Consider the following 18,933-nt stretch of genomic DNA (forward strand, 5'->3'; position numbering starts at 1 on the left):
CAGTTCCAAGCTTTGCTTAGTTGGTTAATCTTCAAAAAAATCTTCGTCTATTTTTTTCAGGTGTAATACCTGTTCGTCTCTACTGCCGATGTTATATCGCAGCATGAGCTTAGCTAATTCTTTTCCGTTGATAAGTACAATGCGCATGCCTAAGTCTTTGGCGGTTTGTACTGCGGATGGTGTAAAATCAGAGGTGGTTATAAAAATACCTTTCTGCGCTTTTTTAAGGTTAAGTGCCCCAAAAAAATCTCTAATATCTCCGGACCCCACGTTATTACCTTGAGCGTTACGTTTTGCTTGTATGTATATTTGATCAACGCCAAGCGGGTCTTGGTTGATTACGCCATCTACACCATTATCTCCACTTTTACCTAAGGTATAAGCCATGCCTTCGTTGCTGTCACCGTAACCCATTGCTAATAATAACTCTATTAGTAATTGTTCAAAAAAAGCAGGAGTAACTTTACGAGTACGAGATAATATTTCTACTGATAAGGCATCATTTATTTGTTTGTAAGAAGCTCTAAGCAATTCATCGGGTGTTGCTATGTTATCTGGGATGTTAGTTTCTTTGATTTTATCATCATTGTTTTTTTGTTTAGTGAAAGCGTTAAAGTCGTCAAAGCGTTTTAGATAGTGATTATTAATCTTTTCACTACTTTTTAACGCTTTTAATCCCAAACTTGTGATTATGAAATGAGCTCGTTTTGTTGAATCCAATAGTCCTGCTTTAACTAGATAGGTTTTCGCCCATCCAACTCGATTGGTAAATACAGCTTGTCGTCCACTAGGTAAAAGTTGTGTTTTTTCTTCTTTGGTAAGGTTGAATTTTTCAGCTAACAGTTCCGTCACATCGCTAAGCTTTACTTCTTCATTTTTTGCTGCGTCTAAAACGGGTTTCATTAGCTCTTGATAACTTGGTATCACTTCACTTACCTTTTCAATTTATGCTTTTAGTTGTATTTAAAACTATAACTAGTTTATAGAGTGTATTGTAGAGCGCTTTAAGTTAAATGGTCATTTGTTTTCAGATTGCATTGAATTGTTTAATAGCACTTTTTATTTTTTACTCATTATAACGTATGAGAGTATGGGAAAAATGAGGAAGCTACAATGATTGCTTTAATTTTTGTTGTGAGTTGACTTTATAAGTTAGCATCGATCTTTAATTAATTTTCAGCCGCTGGTGTTTATTTATTTTCATGTAAGTATTTTCATAAAAAGTTTTTACTATTAATTTCTTATATGAAGATCTCGTCGCTACAATATTTAAAACGTATTACTTTAAGTTTTTATGTATTTCTTTGGATATTTTCATCATACCTGTTTGTATTGTATTACTCAGAACATGACTTTTTTTATAAATGGGTAATATTATATCTAATTTTTCAAATTCATGATGGCGAGATATTATTTCTAAATACCCTTTGAGTTTTTGTGGTGCAATGGTTTTACGAGATAAATCTTTTTTTATTTTTTCTTCAAATTTTTTAATCTCATCATCGTTATCGTCATCAAAAGTTGCGATATAAATTTCACGGCCAAGTCGTTTTTGTGACCAACCTAATTCACCTATTATTTTTTTTATCTCATTTTGCAATTCTAAAGTATTCATTGTCCCCATTTGTCCCTTTGGTTATTGATACATTATAAATGTACCCAGCAGGGTACGCATATTAACTTATTTAGGAGATACACAATGTCAAAAAATAAAACGCCTATGACGCCAACAGCTGCTGCTCGTATTCAATCTGCGAATGCTAAAGCTGGAAGTGGCCAAGTTGGAAAAGGTTCTTTCGCTGCTAAGGCACAATCTGCTGCTGCAAAAAATTCGCAACCACCTAAGAATAAATAGGATTATTTATGATTGATTCATCAGATATGTCAGATCAAGAGTTAGACGTTTGGTCTGACATGAATAACCCAAATAATGATGCCGATATGGATGATTGGGCTAATGCTCATAATCCTAATAACGATGATTATTTAGGTGATTAAATAAATGCCTTTAGCCTGAAGTTAACTTCAGGCTATTTACATTCCCTTGCATTATTAGTGAATGCCTTTAAAAAAACGTTTTCACTCACTAAATATCGAACGTGAGAAATTTCATTCATCGTATCTTCTAAAGCACATAAACATTTACTTTTTTTATTTCTGTATTGATTACCTGATAATGGCTTTTGGTATGAGCTAAGACAAGATTCTAATAAATCATATTCTGTTGCTAAAGGATAGCGATTATCTGTTATTGCATAATCAACAAATTGGCTCCCTGAATATGCAAGAAGAGTTGCAATAGCAGCAACTTTGAATGGTTTTGTTATGGAAAATTCTTTAGTTACATTTGAACATGTTTGACAATGAAACTCGATCGTTGCCCCTAATTTTTGGTTTTCTTCGCACTTACAAGACTCTGACATTAAATTTCCTAAGATGTTTTTTGTGTTAAATATTATATGTTTTTTTTATGAGCTTGCAACCTGAAGGTTACGCTTTTCACCGGTACGCGTAAACTACTTTAACTTCGCCAACTGCTTGATATGCTCTGGGGAAATCCCGCAACAACCACCGATAATTGATGCGCCTGCGTTTAGCCATGTTTCTGCGAATGCTTTGTATTGTGTTGGTGGGATATCTTCTCTTATGCTGTTTACTTGGTCATTGGCTGCATGCAGGTCTCCGATAGGGGGGAAGTTGTTTGCGTAAACGCCTAGTTGTACTTTGGTTTCAATACCTTGCTCTATAAGTGCTTGCTTGGCAATGAGCAGGCCGCTTTCCATGACTTCAATGCGGCTACAATTAAATAGAAGGGCGGTAATGTTTTGTCCGGCTATCTTTTTGACTGCATCATAAACTAACTCACCAGAGCGTAGTTTTGGGGTGTCATTGATATCGTCATTAATGGTGAAGGCCATCCATGTATCTTGTTTTGTGGTGCTTGTGCGTTGTTTGATCATGTCTGCTTCTGCGATAGATGAAATAGTTTCTGCTATCCAAATATCTATGTGATCTTGTTGATTGGTGATTAATACTTCAAGTAATGGCAATGCTTTTTCTAATGCGAAAAGGTCTGGTCGATAAGATCCTAAAACTGGCGGAATACAACCTGCTACTAATAGATTGGCGTCTTTTATCTTTGCTGTTTGCGTTACTGCCTCTTTTGCTAATAGGGCAGCTTGTTTTACTAATGTCGCGCCTTCTTGTTTAAAACGTTTTTCGCCAATATGAAAGGGGACTAACGCATAGGTGTTAGTGGTGACCACTTCTGCACCAGCATCGATAAAGCTTTTATGCACTTGTGTAACAAGGTGAGGCGCTTCAATAAGCGCTTGAGCAGACCATTCTGGCTGTTGAAAAGGTGCGCCAATGCGCTGGAGTTCACGTCCCATTCCACCATCTAAAATAATGGGTGAGGTTAATTTTGCTTTCATATGTTGTTTACTGCAGCTATTAGGAAGATGCAGTGAGGGTAACTGTGCACTGTTCGCAAATCAAGTTTGTAAGTAGGCGAGTCCATTATTAATGAAATCTACTTTGAGTGGCGTAAAGCGTAAGGTTCGTTCCGCTTTGGTATTTTCTGTGGGATCGGTTTGTTCTTTATCATCCCATAATATTTCGCTGGATACCGTGAGTTGTAAGATATGCCCATTTTGCCAATCAAAAAATAATAAGCTGGCAATGGGGTTATGCAGGAGATTTCCCATGGTATTAAAAAAGCCATTGCCGTAATAGTCTTCTACTAACAATTGCTCTTTAGCATTCATTTTTACAAAGCCTGCTTCACCGCCTCGATGGGACATATCCACACCACGATTACGCAGTGCTTCACCATCATCAAAACTGCTGGCGATGAAAAAGGTATCGGCTTGAACAATGAGTTGTTTATCCGTCGCATCTAATGCTGAACGCGTAGACGTAGAAAATGCCCCGTAAGCGTGATGGGTTTTAAATGTTTTGTCTTGGATATATTTAGGACAATTACCAAAGCTTTGTAACACGTTAATGGTGATATTTTTTTGGCTGATATCGGTGACTATCGCATTTAAACGATTACGTCGTTTAGTATCAAACTCAACGCCTACCAAACCAATTTTATCACCCACTTTGAGCTGCTGATGGATAAAATCACCCATGCTATTTTGTGTGTTGATCACCAAGGTGGTTTCAGTTGGCGACTCGATAAAGCCTGGATCGCCAAATAAAACACTCGCGCGAGGTTGTGAATAATGATCAGTAAAACCAATAAACAACATGCAGAGGTTTTGAAAATATTCTCTATGTTGCTCTGGCATAAATTCACGAATGAACTTAGGACCAATTTGCGCCATGCGTTCTGCGGTGCCTACTCGCTTTTGAATAGTTAGCTCACCTTCATGCCAGCTTGGTGTTTGTTCATTATTCATTATGGATCTCTATGCGTTGATCAATTCAAGTCTAATGCCGCCTGGTATTAAACACATCATATGGTGGAAAGGTGAATCACCTAATGGCTCTGGTGCAAATTCAATTTCTACATTATCTAGTTTAGCTAGCTTCTTGTGAAGTGCTTGTAATTGTTCAAGATCAGTGACTTTTAATGCAAAGTGATGCAACCCAATATTTTGTTGGCGGTTAAATGCAACGGCATTATTTGCGTCTTTTGCTTGCCATAGTGTCAACATGATTGAGCCATCAGAAACGAAAATAGCGGGATAAGCTGGTTTTTCGCCTACTTTTTCAAAGTTAAGTTGCTCAATAAAAAAATCTACAGTGTCTTGTAGATTAGGGACGGTTAAACCTAGATGATGAATACCTAGTGTATTAATTGATTTTGTCTCTAAATCTGTTGTTGTACTGCACATAGTTAGTTTCCTTATTTAGTTGTTATTTATCAAATGAGGTGAACAGTTCTGTTCGCTTTTTGTAACTATAGGTGAACAGAACTGTTTACGTCAAGTGAAAAGTTGTTATAATTATTTTCTACAAAAATCTCTTTTATTTAATTAGTCATAGATGAAGGCACATTAATGCAACCAAGAAAGCAACATTTAATCGAAACCGCTTTAACTCTGTTTAATGAAAAGGGGTATCACGCGACGGGTATTGATTTGATTTTGGCTGAGTCTAAAGTGTCTAAAGCGACTTTATATAAACACTTTCGTAGTAAAGATGAGCTGATTCTCGCTGCGTTAGCATTACAGCATGAGCATGTGTTAGAGATGATTAGCAATAAAATAAGAAATGCAAAGGAAGAAGGTTCTTCACGCGTTTTAGCGATGTTTGATGGCTTGCATGCCTGGTTTAATAGCGAAAGCTTTTACGGGTGTAATTTTATTAATGCGAGTGCTGAGTATGCCGATGCTAATGATCCTATTCATGCCTATGCCGCTGAGCATAAACAATCGATTGTTGATCTTGTACAAACTGAATTAGCACCAGATGATAAACATAAAGCTGAGCAAATCGATTTATTAGTTGGTGGAGCCATTGTGATGGCGCATACTCGTGGTATTAAAGATGCGGCATTAATGGCAAAAGAAATGGCGCGGGTACTCTTAAAATAGTGATCTATTGATGGTTGATTTTCATCATTACTAATAACTGTCATCTTCGATACAGAAGCATTGAGTGTTTTAAAATCCTTATGTTATGATTTTGAAATTGCTGGGTGTTCATGTTCTTTTATATTCAATGCAGCATATTATTTTAAATAATAAATGATGTATTTCTACTCTTACTTTGAGTAGAACCCTACTGTCTTTTAGCAAGCTAAAATCATGACTAAATAAGAGAATTGCCCTGTGCTAATAACTATTAAACCTTTTTTATTACTGCTGATTAGCTGTTTTTTGTTAATGACGGGTTATGGCTTAAGTAATATTTTATTGCCTGTACGAATGCAAGCTGATGGAATTAGTGTCGATAGCATTGGTTTGGTTTTATCTATGCTGTCCGTTGGTTTTCTTGTTGGTGCCATTTATAGCCGTAAGTTATTGCAACGTGTTGGTCATATTAGAATCTTTGCGATGTGTGGGAGCTTAACTTCTGTCGCAATCTTATTATCTGGTCTTTACCCTGAACCTATTGTGTTAGCTTGTATGAGAGTTGTGACCGGTTTTTGTATTGCCTGTGCTAATGCGACGTTAGATAGTTGGTTAAGTTATAGCGCGACTGAAAAAAATAGAGCGCGTATTTTGTCTATTAATCAAATGGTCTTGATGAGTGCTTTGTTTTTTGGTCAGTTCTTACTTAGTTTTGCACCAGTGCAAGGTATGACTTTATTTGTAGTTTCTGGCATCTTATTAAGTTTAGCGATCACACCTATTGTTATCAGTAAGCAGCAAGGACCGTATATTGAAGATAGCCAAGCTATGTCTTTGCTCACCATTGCTCGATTATCTCCATTAGGTGTAGTGAGCTGTTTTTATTGTGGTTTACTTTATGCTGGTTTATTGAATATGCTACCGGTTTTTGCGAGCCAAAATGGTATACAAGATTTAAACCTATCTATTTTTATGGGCGCCGCGATTTCAGGGGCGATCATTTTCCAATTCCCTATTGCTTATTTATCCGATTACTTTGATCGTCGTAAAATCATGTTAGGTATGGTGTTGACCATTATTGCATTTTCTTTCTCTATTCCTGTTTTAATTTCTTTGGACTTGTTTTATGTGAGTTTATTTGCGATTGCAGTGATCACTGGCATGGCGGCTTGTCTTTACCCGATGAGTATGTCTGAAACCTTTGATAAAGTCCTAAAAGAACAAATCTTAACGGCGATGTCATCGTTATTAGTAATTTATGCAATTGGAAGTATTTTAGGCCCTTATGTGGCTTCTGTTGTGATGAAGTTATTTGGAAGCAATGCGTTATTTACATTTATGATTGTTGCTGCCAGTACATTGCTCACTTTTATTCTTATTCGTATGCAACAACGTACTGCGTTACCTTATGACGAACAGGAAAGCTTTGTAATGCAAACGCCTTCTGGTGCGGTTTCTGAACTTGATCCGCGAACTGATTATGTTGAGCCTGCCTTTGAGCAAAGTGCAGAAGTGGAAGTGGCGATTAGTTTAGCGACGAAAAACCCTTCTGCAGCTGTTAATATGGCTAAAGCTTTAGCGCTACGCGATCCTGAGCATGCGGCAAATCTAGCGGCCGCATTAAGTACTATCGATGAAATTAATATTGGCCCTTTATATGCGGCGATCACTGCTGCTGCGCCTGAAATGGCGGTACATATTGCTGAAGCATTAACAACGGCTTCGCCTGAACAAGCTGAAGAGCTGGTGGATTGGATCACAACAGATAATCCTGATCAGTTTACTAATATCATTGTTGCGATTGCGAACTCGATGCCAGATAACGGTATTCGAGTGATGGAATTAGCGGCAGAAGGAATGTCGACTGATGATTCTAAAGAGTTATTGGAAATGACTGAACAGTATATGACTGATTTCTCTGAATCATTAGAAGAAATGCGTCCTGTTGATAGAAGCGCGGCTGAATCTGAGCAAACGGCAACCGACTTATATAATCGTTTAAGTGATGTGTCTCCTGAGCATTCTGCAGAATTAGCACTAACGGTTTCTGAAGCCTTGCCTGAATCTTCTAATATGGTTGCAGAAGCGTATTTACAAAACTTGATTGAAAGTGAAAATCAACAACAGACTGAAGCTGAAACCGTAGAAAATATTGAAACAGCTGTGAGTGAATATCTAACTCAAGTTGTTGAAAATATTCCTGAGTACGCAGTAGATGTCGCAAGTACGATTGTTGATTCTGTCCCTGAAGTGGCATCGGAAGTTGTTGAATTATTGCAAGACGCGGATGCTGTTGGTAGCGAAGATTTAAGAGCTTCAGTCGATGATAAACCCGAAGAAGATATTTTGGAAAAACAATTATCTGACGCAGTGCAAACGCAAACTGAGTCACTTAATCAGGATTGATTTTTATAATGATAAAGACTGACTACGTTAAGTCAGTCTTTATCGATTTAACGACTGTTTAAGCATTTTGTACGCGTGTTATTTGATTTTCAACATCAATCAAATGGCCTGTTTTTATCCATACTTTAGCGCCATTTTTACCTGCTTTAGCATTGATTTCTGAATTAACAGGCGTTCTTAACCAGCTGTGTTTGACCAATGTGTCAGCTTGCTCACTTAGCGATCCTTCTAACATCAATAACTCTGCACCACCTTGAGTTTCTATCGTCATTTCTGCATCAGGTTCAAAGTGTAATAGGCTTACTTCTTCTATTTCATCTTTATATAAAGGCGTGATACTCAAGCCCTTAAAATTGGCGTGTTTAACACTACCCATAAATCGTGTTTGTAAGCGGACATGGGTTCTATCTTCTGGTTGAAATTGCCATAGTTTAACCAACATAACGCAACCTGTTAGAGAGCTCGGTTGATGTTGAGATTGAGGAGGGTTTCTTATATAAGAACCTTCTGGGAAGCTGCCATGCTCATCTTGAAAAACACCTTCGAGTACAATAAATTCTTCACCTCCTGTATGTACATGAGGAGAAAACTCACTGCCTGGTGCATAACGTACAATCGTCGTTGCGCGTGCGACTTCTTCGCCTACACGATCTAATGGTCTCCTATCAACGCCGGGCATTGGGGATTTGATCCATTCAAGGGAGTCGCTATGTACAACAATACGTTGGCTAAAATTTGCAGCAATTTTCATCATTGATCCTCGGGTCTTTTGGTCATATTTTGTTGAAATATCAGAGAAGTATTAACTAGCTTATAACTAATATCGCAATAAAATAGGTTTTTATTTTTAAAAAGTAAAAAAGTGGCTGAATTAGTTCAGCCACTTTTTTGCATACTAACGATTAAGTCATGTGGAAGAAACAAAGTTTGTTACCATCTAGGTCATAAACATAAGAACCGTAGAAGAAATCAAAACGTTGACCCGGTGCGCCTGCATCCGTTGCACCTAGTTCAATGGCTTTATTGTAAAGTGCTTGTGCACCTTCAATTGACCCACCAGGAATGGCAATTTGTTGGCCATTACCACAGCTTTGCGCTTCATTGTTGTGTGGTGTACAAACCGCTAACATTGCGCCGCCTGCGTCTGTGCCGTAGAACTTAATTCTATCCATTTCCATTACGCGTTTACCACCTACTAAATCAAGTAGCGCGTCGTAAAATGAAACTGCTTTGTTTAGATCTTTTGAACCAATTGTAGTGTATCCAATCATTGTTAAACCCTTTTTTATAAATTAAATATTAAGCCTATTTGTAAGTCTGGAGTGTAGATATATACCTCAAGATCTTACAAATAGGTTTTGCTTCGGACGTGATAAATACTGCCTACCTATCAGAAGGTAGTCAATTGTTTTTTTGGAATTTTTTTTAAATAAGTAATTTAGCCTGTTAGAAGTTCATGTAACGCTTTGATTTTAAATTGTTTTTGTTTTTTTATTTTTAAAAATTATTTTTTACTTATAAATATTCTCTTTTAAAAAATTGACATACTATTAAATAATGCTCAAGATATCTATCAATAGATAGGCTTTGTGAGCCTTAATAAAAATAAGTTAATGGAAGAGAATATGATCAGATTCTATGTAGAAAAAACAAAGCTTCACTTTATTAAAGATGAGTCTAACGCAGTACCTGTCATTAGTTATTCAGGACACGATGAATCACAGAATTATAGTGATGATTATATTTTCCAAGAGACTGAGGTCCTTAACGCTAGGCTATTAGGAGAGGATCGCGTATTTAGTTTGGATAAAGAAGCTTTTAAATTAACGCAATTCAATCCAACAGAAGTTGATTTTTTAGATTCTGAGCTTGTTAAATCATCTTATTATGCAGATGTTGAGGCTTTAGTAAAAAAAGAAACTGGCGCTACCGATGTGTTTGTTTTTGACCATACTGTACGTCGCGGTGTTAAAGATTCTAATCGTCATCCTGCTTATCATGTTCATAATGACTACACCTTTGAAACGGGAGCAAGTCGAGCAGTATCAGTACTAGGTGAAGAGGTTGTTGGACTTTTCGCTGGTAAACGAATGATCCAAATTAATGTTTGGCGATCAATTGCTGGTGTTGTTGAAAGAGATCCGTTGGCTTTAATGGATGCAACCACTTTAGACACTAATGATTTAGTGCGAGCTAAAATATCGTTTAATGATATGAAGACAAGCGAACAGCATCAAGGTGAGATATTTGCTTTGAAGAAAAATGCAAAGCAAAAGTGGTATTACTATCCTGAAATGGATGCAGGAGAGGCTATTTTAATTAAAGGATTTGACACTGATGAATCACGTTCACGTTTTGCAATGCATACTGCGTTTCCGTTATCCGCACAGGGTGAGCATCATCAGCCAAGGCAAAGTATAGAAACAAGAACCTATGCCTTTTTTGATGTTTAATACATGGAATGGCGAGCATTATTATTTGATCACTAATATAAATTGAGGTGACCAAATGTTATTTTTCAGAAAATGAAATGCCTTGTAATGGACTATCTACTGTTAGATAATTGCATGTCCACTAATAGGAATATGAACATGAGTAAAAAAGACGATCTGTTAAAAGTTGCTGAAGTTAAAGTTAGGCAAGGCGGTTATAACAATTTCAGTTTTAGAGAAATTGCCAATGAAGTGGGTATTAAAAGTGCGAGTGTGCATTACCATTTTCCGACTAAAGCTGACTTAGGTGCTGAACTTGCCCATCAATATACTGATGCTTTTTTAGCTGCGTTAGGTGATGTTGATGAGATTAAAGCAAGAGGTGAAAACCCAATTGATATTTATACTCAAATTTTTAGAGGCGCTTTGTTAACCGACGACAAAATGTGTTTATGCGGTTTATTAGGTGCGCAAAATGAAAGTTTACCAGAGAAAGTTCAGATTGAAGTAAAACGCTTTTTTGCTAAAAATCTAACATGGTTACAAGCAGCGCATAAAGCCAATGGTGAAGCGGATCCTGAATATGCAGCAATCACAACAGTTAGCTTACTTGAAGGTGCTATGATGATCAGTAAAGCGCTGAATGACCATAGTTATTTTAAACTTGCGACTCAATAAGTAAGATAAGTTTTAATATTCTTAAAAAGAATGCCATACAAAATCGGCGACTTTTCCTTTCATTCTATTTTTCTTTTTAGCGATATAAATAGGCGTCATATCGTCGTCCTCCAACCAATTTAGTTGAACTAACTTACCAGTGTTTAAATCATTTTGAATAAGCGGTAATGGCAGACGTCCCCAGCCTAAACCATGTGAAATAATGTCGTGCTTAGAGTTTGTATCAGACACTTTCCATTGCAGTGAGTCACTGTGTACGCCGATTTTATAGTCATCTTCTACAATCGTGCTACGTTGAATTATTTGTGGATATTTGTATAAATCACTAATAGATTGTTTTGATTTTGGAATGTTTAAAAAAGGGTGGTTGGCTGCAACGGTTAATACCATTTTGACTTCATCAATTTGTTTATAATCCAAATCTTTTTTGTTTCTAATATTTTCAAAAATAGCTAAGTCGACCCTATCTGCATTAAGCATACGTTCGCCACTTAAAATTTCTCGTTCTAATTGGATCTCTGTTTGAGGGAAAGCTTTCATTGCGTTTGCAATAACAGGGTGAACCATATCCATGCCGTAAATACCGGAAATACTTAACCGGAAAAAAGATTCAATATGGGATTCTAGATGCGAGCATTTAATTAACAGTTGTTCGTATTCGGTCAGTAATTTTTTTGAACTGTCTAAAAAATCACGACCTTTTGCGGTTAATTTGCTTTTATAACCGCTGCGCTCTATTACGCTAAATCCTAGTTGTTCTTCTAATCGTTTTATAGAGTAGATCATTGCGGACTTGGCTTTGCCTTGTTTTTCTGCAGCCATAGAAAAACTCCCTGCGTCCACAAGGGCTTTTAGGCATTGTATTTGTTCAATCGTAATATGATACATGGTCTAAATTTAGCACAAAAAAGTGTAAAATTAAGTCTTTTTTTGATTTTTAAAGTCGTTATTATTTCACCTGTCAAAGCAATAATGAATGAAAGATGAGTAAACTCATTGATTGATACATAGAAGGTGGAGTTTAAAAAAGTAGTAAGACTACAGCCTAAAAAACACAAAAGGAAAGAATGATGAAAGTATGGCATATTGATTCAAGTAGCAGAAATGAGCAATCTCATAGTAGAAGAATAACGCAGCAATTTATTGATAGCTTATCAAAAAAAACGGCAGTAGAAAGCAACCCGTTGAATGTGGCTGCAGGTTTACCGTTTTTAACAGACGCTATGATTGGGAGTTATTTTACGCCCGATGAACAAAGAACCGCAGAACAAAAATCAGTGATAAGCGTATCGAATGACATTGTGACGTCCGCAAAAGATGCCGATGTTTGGGTGATTGGCGTGCCTATTTATAACTTTTCAATGCCAGCGTCGTTTAAAGCATTTATCGACTTATTGTGTCGTTCAAAGGAAACCTTTACCTACACTGAAACTGGACCAGTTGGTCTGTTAGAAAACAAACAGGTGTTTGTGGTTGTAGCTTCTGGCGGTACAGAAATTGGTTCTGATGTCGATTTCTTAACGCCTTGGTTAAAACATTGTTTAGGTTTTATTGGCGTAGAGAATGTTCACTTTATCCATGCTGATAAATACAGCCCAGAAAAAGAGGAAGCGATTGCACAACAAATTGAAACAATGACCAATTCATTGGTTGCTGATTAACTTTAAGTAATGCAGCTTGAAATGCATATTAAAGTTATTTGATCACTTAGCTAAAACTCTTTCATATAAAAGGCTACACCACACTGTTGGTCTAGCCTTTTCTTTTTCTAAAACGTCTTTGCATTTAGCGTTAATAACCTTTTAATTCTATTGTTTAACAATGCTCCTTTATCACTTTTGCTAAACGTTGAACGGCTTCCGCTAATTCTTCTTCGTTTGCGTTGGTGAAATTTAAGCGTAACGCTGAAGTAGTACAGTTGGTCTCTTGGTAAAATACAGAGCTTGGTACAACAGCTACGCCTGATGTTAAGGCTGCTTTTGCTAACGCATCTATATTACAGTCCGGTAGTAACAACCAAAGAAACATGCCTCCTTCGACTTTATTAATTCGACAATACGAAGGTAATTGATGAGTTATATTGTCGATTAATGTTTGGCATCGTTCACGATAAAGTTTGCGTAACCTTTCTAAGTGATCGGGAAATTCTTTGTGTTGTAATAAATCTAATAATACCGCCTGCATTGGGATACTTGAATGTAAATCCGCGGCTTGCTTAACTGTATTTAGTGGTGTTATCCAATCTGCTCTCCCTGTTACTAAGCCTAACCTTATACCCGGTGTCGCAATTTTAGAGAACGATCGTAATACTAAGGAATGATCGGGGCAAAAGTTTGAAACTAATGGGATCTCTTCGCCGCTAAATCTAAGTTCTCGATAAGGTACATCTTCAATTAATGTCACATCGTATTGTTGGCATAATTGAGCTACTTTTTGACGTACTGCTAATGACCAGCAAACACCCGTTGGGTTATGAAAATCGGGTACTGCGTAAAATAAAGTAATGCCTCCCTGCGCAAAACAAGCTTCTAATTCCTGTAAGTTTGGACCATCTGCTTGCTGTGAAACACTTTCGATTTTCGCTTGTGCCAAACCGAATACTTGTATTGCCCCTAAATAACTCGGCGCTTCCATAACGATTTTGTCGTTAGGGTTGATAAACGCACGCGCAATTAGGTCTAAGCCTTGTTGCGAGCCTGTACAAACGAGCCCTTCATGTGATGATGGCAATTGATAATGCTGTTTAAAATACTCAAGCAATGGCGCGTAGCCTGCTGTACTTCCGTATTGGAACAACGAAGGGTGATTAGTTAAATTGCTTAATGAGTCTTGCATTAAAGACAATGGGAAACTTGCTTGATCAGGTAAGCCGCCAGCTAAAGAAATAATACCTTGTGAATTCGCAGCGCTGAGAATTTCACGAATATAAGAGGGCTTTATATTTTGTAACGACTTGGCTAATTTCATTGTTTGTCTCCTTTATTACTTTCTTTAAATGACGGTTATAAAGAATACAAGTCCTTGTTATAAATTGTTTGTCCATTTATGCTAACTAATATGTCCGTTTATGCTAATTGAGTGTTTATGAATACTAATCAACATGTGTCTCGTATTAACGATGTGCTTTATTTTATTCATCAAGATATAAGCAATGCCTTACTCGCTAAAGATCTTGCAAATATTGCAGCTTATTCAGAACAGCATTTCCATCGACTTTTTAAGTTAGTGGTGGGTGAATCTGTGCATGTTTATATTCGCCGTATTCGTATGGAGTTCGCCGCGAATCAATTGATGTTTGATAATAAAGCTTCTGTATTGGAGATTGCTAATAAGTCGGGTTTCTCATCGCTCTCTTCATTTAGCCGCGCTTTTAAATCAACATTCAATATGTCACCGGGGCAATGGCGTAATCATGATTATCGATATCAACGTAAGTCATTATTGGCAGATCAAGAAATTGCAGCCAATTATCTGCGCTTACAAACCATGGACATACCTAAATATAAGCTAGTTGAGCTTCCTGCGCGTCACGTTGCTTATGTTAGGCATCAAGGTTATGACAGATCGATCGCTAATGCATGGCAAACATTAAAAGCTTGGGCCAATATGGAGGGGCGTGATTTCTCGGAACAGTTTGGTTTGCACCATTCTAATCCTGCTTGGGTTGAGCTTAAAAAGTGCCGTTATGTCGCTTGTGTAGAAATTGACTCTCCTATTTTACGTCGCGGTGTTGTGAATAGCATGACCATTCCTGCTGGGTTACATGCCGTTTTTCAATTAGAAGGAAAGTATGGGGAATTGTTACCGCAATTAAGTCATATTTTAGAACATTGGTTACCTGATTCTGGTTATAAGATGCAATCTACACCCGCTTATGTTCATTATAAGAAGAATCAGTTTTTAACTGAGGAAGAAGCATTTAGTTTACGCTTTTGCTTACCTATTTCGTTATTTGGTTAACTTTTGGATAAAAACGAAGGTAATGTCAATTTATCGAATCTGATTGTCGGTAATAAATGAGTTTAAAGTGGTTTGCGAAATGATTTAATAAAAGCCTGTTTTTAATATCGCCGATCTTCGTCACAATTCAAGCCTAAACTGAAACTGAATATTTATCATTAAACTCATCAAAAAACTATAGAGCTAAAATTTCTATCAAGCAATAAATGTATACTCACTACAATATTATTTTATTAATGACTGCATATAAATTTTCTTATTAAATTAGCTCAAAAATATTTAAAGAAATAATTTTTTAAAATGTTTAATTATTTATATTTTATTCGTTATCAAAAGTAATCTTAAACCCCAAACACTATACCTATAGTGTATTTTGGGGCTATAAATTATAGATAGAAGATACGAACGTTTTCAGAATGATATTTAACTTTAATATTTTTATTTAGATATAAAAATAAATTTTAAAATAGCAATAATTATATTTTATTATTGCCCATATAAAATGTTTTTTATTTGACTTGTTTTCGTGACTCCCTCTGTGTTTTAACCTTAATTAGATATTTTATTCAGCTTTACGGGTTTATATTTAGACTTAAAATGGGACTCAACTCTTATCTTTTTATATTACTTTGTTGTTATATTCTTCTCACACAAAGAGGCTGTTTTTAGATTAAATTTGGTAATTAACATTAGTCCCTTTTTTCATTGGGGGCCACTCGTATCTTGTTGCAATATCGTCATTATTGTTTTAGATATGAACTGTAAAATATACGTTTATTTTTTGAAATAAATAGACGTACAGAGCGAATGCTTTATTTATATAAGCATTCAACATCAAGGAAGAAAACTTATAACATGGGGTTAATTATGCGTTCTAATTTCACAAAAGGTTTAGCGTCGGCTTTATGTTTGGCGTGGGCATCTTCAGCATATTCTGCTGTTGAACTGAAACTGGGCCACTTTGGTTCAGACAAACATCCTTCTAATATTGCTGCTATGCAATTTGCAGAACAAGTTAAGGTACGAACTAACGGGGAAGTTACTGTTCAGCTTTATCCTAATAATGCTTTAGGTAGCCCGCCAGAAGTGCTTGAGCAGGTAATGTTAGGTGTGATCGATATGAGCCTTTCAGGGCAAGATCAGTTAGCAAAACATGTTCCTTTATTTGATACCGTGAGTATTCCTTTTTCACTAACGGATGCCGATCATGCCGATCGCGTTTTGGATGGTCCTTTTAAAGAATGGGCTGCTCCTGAACTTGATAAAATTGGTCTTGTTTATTTATCTAGTTGGGATTGGGGCTTTCGCCAGTTAACCAACTCGGTTCGTCCTATTTTATCTCCTGAAGATGTTAAAGGCTTAAAAATTAGAACTCCGCCTGCAATGACTTACCAAGCTGCAATGCAAGCGATTGGTGCAAATGTACAGACAATTTCATTTAGTGAGCTTGTTATGGCAATGCGTCAGGGAGTTGTTGATGGCCAAGAGAATCCAATTGGTGTGATTTATAACTTAAAACTTTATGAGTCTCAAAAATACATTTCAATTATTAACTACTTATATAGTTCAATGGTTCATATTGTTTCTAAAGATGCTTGGAGTCGTTTGACTAAAGAACAACAGAAAATTGTTCGTGAAGAATCGGATTCAGCACGTTTGCTAATGCGTAAACTATCTCGAGAAGAAGAGTTAAAGCAAATTGCAGATATGCGATCTAAAGGCATTGTTATCGATACTCCAGAGCTTCCACCTTTCCAGGCAATGATGGGACCTGCTTATAAGCAAATCAAAAATAAAGTTGGTGCAGCTAACTTTGATAAATGGATAGAAATGACTAAGTCTGTTAAGTAATTAAATTAGGATTTTTATGATTGTATTTCGCCTATTAAAAGGCGAAATATTCTCTTTTTTATCAATAAAATTAATAATTTTAATTTTTAAACGTGATCATCTTTTTCGCTCCTTTGATTTTACTAATAGGTAACCTCTGTATGCTGACTTTAGCTATTTTTGGCACTCTTATTTTTCTACTATTGATTAACGTTCCTGTGGTTGTTGCCATTGGTTTAACCTCTGTTGTCTTTTTTGTTGGGCTTGGTGATGCTCGTTTATTAGCAATGCTTCCTCATCGTATGTATTACGGTACAACAGGGTTTACTCTTTTAGCTATTCCGTTCTTTATTCTGGCCGGTAATTTAATGAATACAGGTGGGATAACCGACCGGATTTTCCGTTTTGCACAATCCATGGTGGGTCATATTTCCGGTGGTATTGGTCAAGTTAACATTGTTGCTAGTGTGATTTTTTCGGGCATGTCTGGTTCTGCGGTTGCAGATGCTGCTGGTTTGGGACAAATAGAGCATAAGGCAATGGTTGACCAAGGTTATGATCCTGCTGATTCTGCAACGCTTGTCGCAGCTTCTTCGGTGATTGGGCCTGTTATTCCTCCAAGTATTCCCTTTGTTCTTTATGGTTCGATCACAAGTGTGTCAGTCGCACGTCTATTTTTAGCGGGTTTTATTCCTGGTGTCATGATGGCGCTTGGTATGATGATCGCCTTGGGGATTATAGCAAAACGGAAAAACTATCCTCGTGCAGAGCATAGAGCACCATTTAAAGAACGTTTTGCTGCATTTAATGGGGCATTCTGGCCTCTTATGGCACCAGTTATTATTGTTGGTGGGATTATGAGTGGTTTTTTCACTCCGACTGAAGCATCCGTTGTAGTGTGTGTGTATGCTGCAATGCTTGGCTTTTTCTACAAAGATTTAAAGTTAAAAGAACTTCCAAGCATTATTTATAAATCAATTACTCAATCAGTGAGTTTATTATTTATTATATCTGCGGCAAATTTTTTCGGATGGTTAATTATTCATCAAAAGCTTCCTGATAGTATTATAGAAACCTTGGTTGGTTACGGTGCAACTCAGTCTATTGTTATGTGGATTGTTATCGGTATTGTATTAACTATGGGCTTATTCTTGGAAGGAAATGCCATTTTCCTTATTACACTTCCCTTATTTATGCCGATAGCAACGATGTTTGATATCGACCTTATCAATTTCGGTGTGGTAATGGTATTGCTGATCATGATTGGTAATTTGACGCCACCAGTAGGGATGTGTTTATTTGCTGTAGATAGTTTTGCAAAAGTAGGTATGCCCGCATTAGCTAAACGAGTCTGGCCATATTTATTAATGATATTCTTGATCACTGTATTAATTGCATTCGTACCAAGTATTTCATTATTTTTACCTAATCTTCTTATGGGAGAGATGTAATGATTACCCTATTAAAAACAATTGATATTTGGGTGCAAAGAATTCTACGTTATATTGCAATGATCATGTTCTCAGTACTTGGTGTTTTATTGATCGCAAATATAGGGTTACGCCTTATCAATGATTTTGTTGAATTTTTAAATACACATAATTTGGAAGCGGTAGGGAGTTTAATTCATAGTGTTGTAACTATTAATTCTTTCTATTGGTTTGATGAAATTATAGAGCTTAGTTTTGCGGCTTTAGTTTTTTATGGAGCCGCTGGATTATGGTGTTCAAAACTTCACTTTTCAGTAGGAGATTGGATAAGTCCCCGTATTAAAAACATACGTTTAAAGCATCTTTATACATTGATTATTTTGCTGATTTCAGCAATATTCATGGCTATCTTGTTTTGGTATTCACTAAAATTAACGTTAAGAACTCATCAAGTAACTACTGCATTTCAAATGAAACAATGGATTCTTTATTCCTGCGTTCCAATTTCTTCATTGATTATGATGATTTACTCAATTGCAGATGTCATTATAGAAGCAAAGCGTTTCGTTCTAGCTACTGAGGATGATTCATAATTAGTTATAGAGAGAATTATTCAGAACAAATGAAAACACTTAAAAAAAACAGTAAATAAAATAATTATTTACTGTTTTA

Annotated in this window: 21 protein-coding genes; 11 read left to right on the plus strand and 10 right to left on the minus strand. The window is 36.4% G+C overall.

What is annotated here, in order from left to right:
• Window positions 1–24: 24 nt before the first annotated feature.
• A complete protein-coding gene (locus E2R67_RS01155; RefSeq protein WP_208379429.1) occupies window positions 25–927 on the minus strand; it encodes a restriction endonuclease in 903 nt (300 codons plus the stop codon).
• Window positions 928–1,279: 352 nt separating this feature from the next.
• On the minus strand, window positions 1,280–1,615 hold the full coding sequence (locus tag E2R67_RS01160) for a hypothetical protein (RefSeq protein WP_134289075.1): 336 nt from the start codon (window positions 1,613–1,615) through the stop codon (window positions 1,280–1,282).
• 84 nt (window positions 1,616–1,699) lie between these two features.
• Between E2R67_RS01160 and E2R67_RS01165 the strand changes: the two genes are divergently transcribed.
• Both E2R67_RS01165 and E2R67_RS16910 read left to right on the plus strand, forming a co-directional pair.
• Window positions 1,700–1,855, plus strand: coding sequence for a hypothetical protein (locus E2R67_RS01165; RefSeq protein ID WP_134289076.1), 156 nt, complete (start codon window positions 1,700–1,702; stop codon window positions 1,853–1,855).
• Between the two features lie 8 nt (window positions 1,856–1,863).
• Entirely contained in the window at window positions 1,864–1,998 is a 135-nt protein-coding gene (locus tag E2R67_RS16910) for a hypothetical protein (protein WP_279587483.1), read from the plus strand.
• A gap of 32 nt (window positions 1,999–2,030) precedes the next feature.
• Here the strand turns inward: E2R67_RS16910 and E2R67_RS01170 are convergent, their stop codons facing one another.
• The 4 genes from E2R67_RS01170 to E2R67_RS01185 all read right to left on the minus strand — a co-directional run bounded on the left by E2R67_RS01170 (window position 2,031) and on the right by E2R67_RS01185 (window position 4,844).
• On the minus strand, window positions 2,031–2,423 hold the full coding sequence (locus E2R67_RS01170; RefSeq protein WP_134289077.1) for a hypothetical protein: 393 nt from the start codon (window positions 2,421–2,423) through the stop codon (window positions 2,031–2,033).
• A 93-nt stretch (window positions 2,424–2,516) separates the two neighbouring features.
• Window positions 2,517–3,434 carry a homocysteine S-methyltransferase family protein gene (locus tag E2R67_RS01175; protein WP_134289078.1) on the minus strand — a complete coding sequence of 306 codons (918 nt, stop codon included), beginning with the start codon at window positions 3,432–3,434 and terminating at the stop codon, window positions 2,517–2,519.
• Window positions 3,435–3,494: 60 nt separating this feature from the next.
• A complete protein-coding gene (locus E2R67_RS01180) occupies window positions 3,495–4,406 on the minus strand; it encodes a pyridoxamine 5'-phosphate oxidase family protein (RefSeq protein WP_134289079.1) in 912 nt (303 codons plus the stop codon).
• Between the two features lie 9 nt (window positions 4,407–4,415).
• Window positions 4,416–4,844, minus strand: coding sequence for a VOC family protein (locus E2R67_RS01185; RefSeq protein ID WP_134289080.1), 429 nt, complete (start codon window positions 4,842–4,844; stop codon window positions 4,416–4,418).
• Between the two features lie 165 nt (window positions 4,845–5,009).
• On the opposite strand from E2R67_RS01185, the gene E2R67_RS01190 reads away from it, so the two are divergent.
• Window positions 5,010–5,546, plus strand: a complete 537-nt coding sequence (locus E2R67_RS01190) for a TetR/AcrR family transcriptional regulator (protein ID WP_134289081.1) — start codon at window positions 5,010–5,012, stop codon at window positions 5,544–5,546.
• Window positions 5,547–5,783: 237 nt separating this feature from the next.
• A complete protein-coding gene (locus tag E2R67_RS01195) occupies window positions 5,784–7,931 on the plus strand; it encodes an MFS transporter (protein ID WP_134289082.1) in 2,148 nt (715 codons plus the stop codon).
• A gap of 58 nt (window positions 7,932–7,989) precedes the next feature.
• Here E2R67_RS01195 and E2R67_RS01200 read toward each other — a convergent pair whose 3' ends face one another.
• A complete protein-coding gene (locus tag E2R67_RS01200; RefSeq protein WP_134289083.1) occupies window positions 7,990–8,682 on the minus strand; it encodes a cupin domain-containing protein in 693 nt (230 codons plus the stop codon).
• A 151-nt stretch (window positions 8,683–8,833) separates the two neighbouring features.
• Window positions 8,834–9,202 (minus strand): VOC family protein, encoded by a 369-nt coding sequence (locus tag E2R67_RS01205; protein WP_134289084.1) that lies wholly within the window; start codon window positions 9,200–9,202, stop codon window positions 8,834–8,836.
• A gap of 354 nt (window positions 9,203–9,556) precedes the next feature.
• Here E2R67_RS01205 and E2R67_RS01210 point away from each other — a divergent pair, with 354 nt between their 5' ends.
• Together E2R67_RS01210 and E2R67_RS01215 are read left to right on the plus strand one after the other, a co-directional pair.
• A complete protein-coding gene (locus E2R67_RS01210; protein WP_134289085.1) occupies window positions 9,557–10,384 on the plus strand; it encodes a CmcJ/NvfI family oxidoreductase in 828 nt (275 codons plus the stop codon).
• Window positions 10,385–10,522: 138 nt separating this feature from the next.
• Complete coding sequence (locus E2R67_RS01215; RefSeq protein WP_134289086.1) at window positions 10,523–11,041, plus strand: TetR/AcrR family transcriptional regulator; 519 nt, start codon at window positions 10,523–10,525, stop codon at window positions 11,039–11,041.
• A 21-nt stretch (window positions 11,042–11,062) separates the two neighbouring features.
• Here the strand turns inward: E2R67_RS01215 and E2R67_RS01220 are convergent, their stop codons facing one another.
• On the minus strand, window positions 11,063–11,929 hold the full coding sequence (locus tag E2R67_RS01220; RefSeq protein ID WP_134289087.1) for a LysR family transcriptional regulator: 867 nt from the start codon (window positions 11,927–11,929) through the stop codon (window positions 11,063–11,065).
• Between the two features lie 179 nt (window positions 11,930–12,108).
• Here E2R67_RS01220 and E2R67_RS01225 point away from each other — a divergent pair, with 179 nt between their 5' ends.
• Window positions 12,109–12,702, plus strand: a complete 594-nt coding sequence (locus E2R67_RS01225) for an FMN-dependent NADH-azoreductase (RefSeq protein WP_134289088.1) — start codon at window positions 12,109–12,111, stop codon at window positions 12,700–12,702.
• A 154-nt stretch (window positions 12,703–12,856) separates the two neighbouring features.
• On the opposite strand, the gene E2R67_RS01230 is transcribed toward E2R67_RS01225, so the two are convergent.
• Window positions 12,857–14,008, minus strand: coding sequence for an aminotransferase-like domain-containing protein (locus tag E2R67_RS01230; RefSeq protein WP_134289089.1), 1,152 nt, complete (start codon window positions 14,006–14,008; stop codon window positions 12,857–12,859).
• Window positions 14,009–14,125: 117 nt separating this feature from the next.
• Between E2R67_RS01230 and E2R67_RS01235 the strand changes: the two genes are divergently transcribed.
• The 4 genes from E2R67_RS01235 (at window position 14,126) to E2R67_RS01250 (ending at window position 18,854) form a co-directional block, all read left to right on the plus strand.
• Window positions 14,126–15,001: an AraC family transcriptional regulator gene (locus E2R67_RS01235; RefSeq protein ID WP_134289090.1), complete on the plus strand. Its 876-nt coding sequence runs from the start codon at window positions 14,126–14,128 to the stop codon at window positions 14,999–15,001.
• Between the two features lie 867 nt (window positions 15,002–15,868).
• Window positions 15,869–16,852, plus strand: a complete 984-nt coding sequence (locus tag E2R67_RS01240; protein ID WP_166739289.1) for a TRAP transporter substrate-binding protein — start codon at window positions 15,869–15,871, stop codon at window positions 16,850–16,852.
• A gap of 140 nt (window positions 16,853–16,992) precedes the next feature.
• Window positions 16,993–18,282, plus strand: a complete 1,290-nt coding sequence (locus E2R67_RS01245) for a TRAP transporter large permease (RefSeq protein ID WP_134289092.1) — start codon at window positions 16,993–16,995, stop codon at window positions 18,280–18,282.
• Window positions 18,282–18,854, plus strand: a complete 573-nt coding sequence (locus tag E2R67_RS01250) for a TRAP transporter small permease (protein ID WP_134289093.1) — start codon at window positions 18,282–18,284, stop codon at window positions 18,852–18,854. Before E2R67_RS01245 ends, E2R67_RS01250 begins: the two co-directional genes overlap by 1 nt.
• Window positions 18,855–18,933: the final 79 nt, after the last annotated feature.

This window comes from Psychromonas algicola (assembly GCF_004378355.1).
GTDB lineage: Bacteria > Pseudomonadota > Gammaproteobacteria > Enterobacterales > Psychromonadaceae > Psychromonas.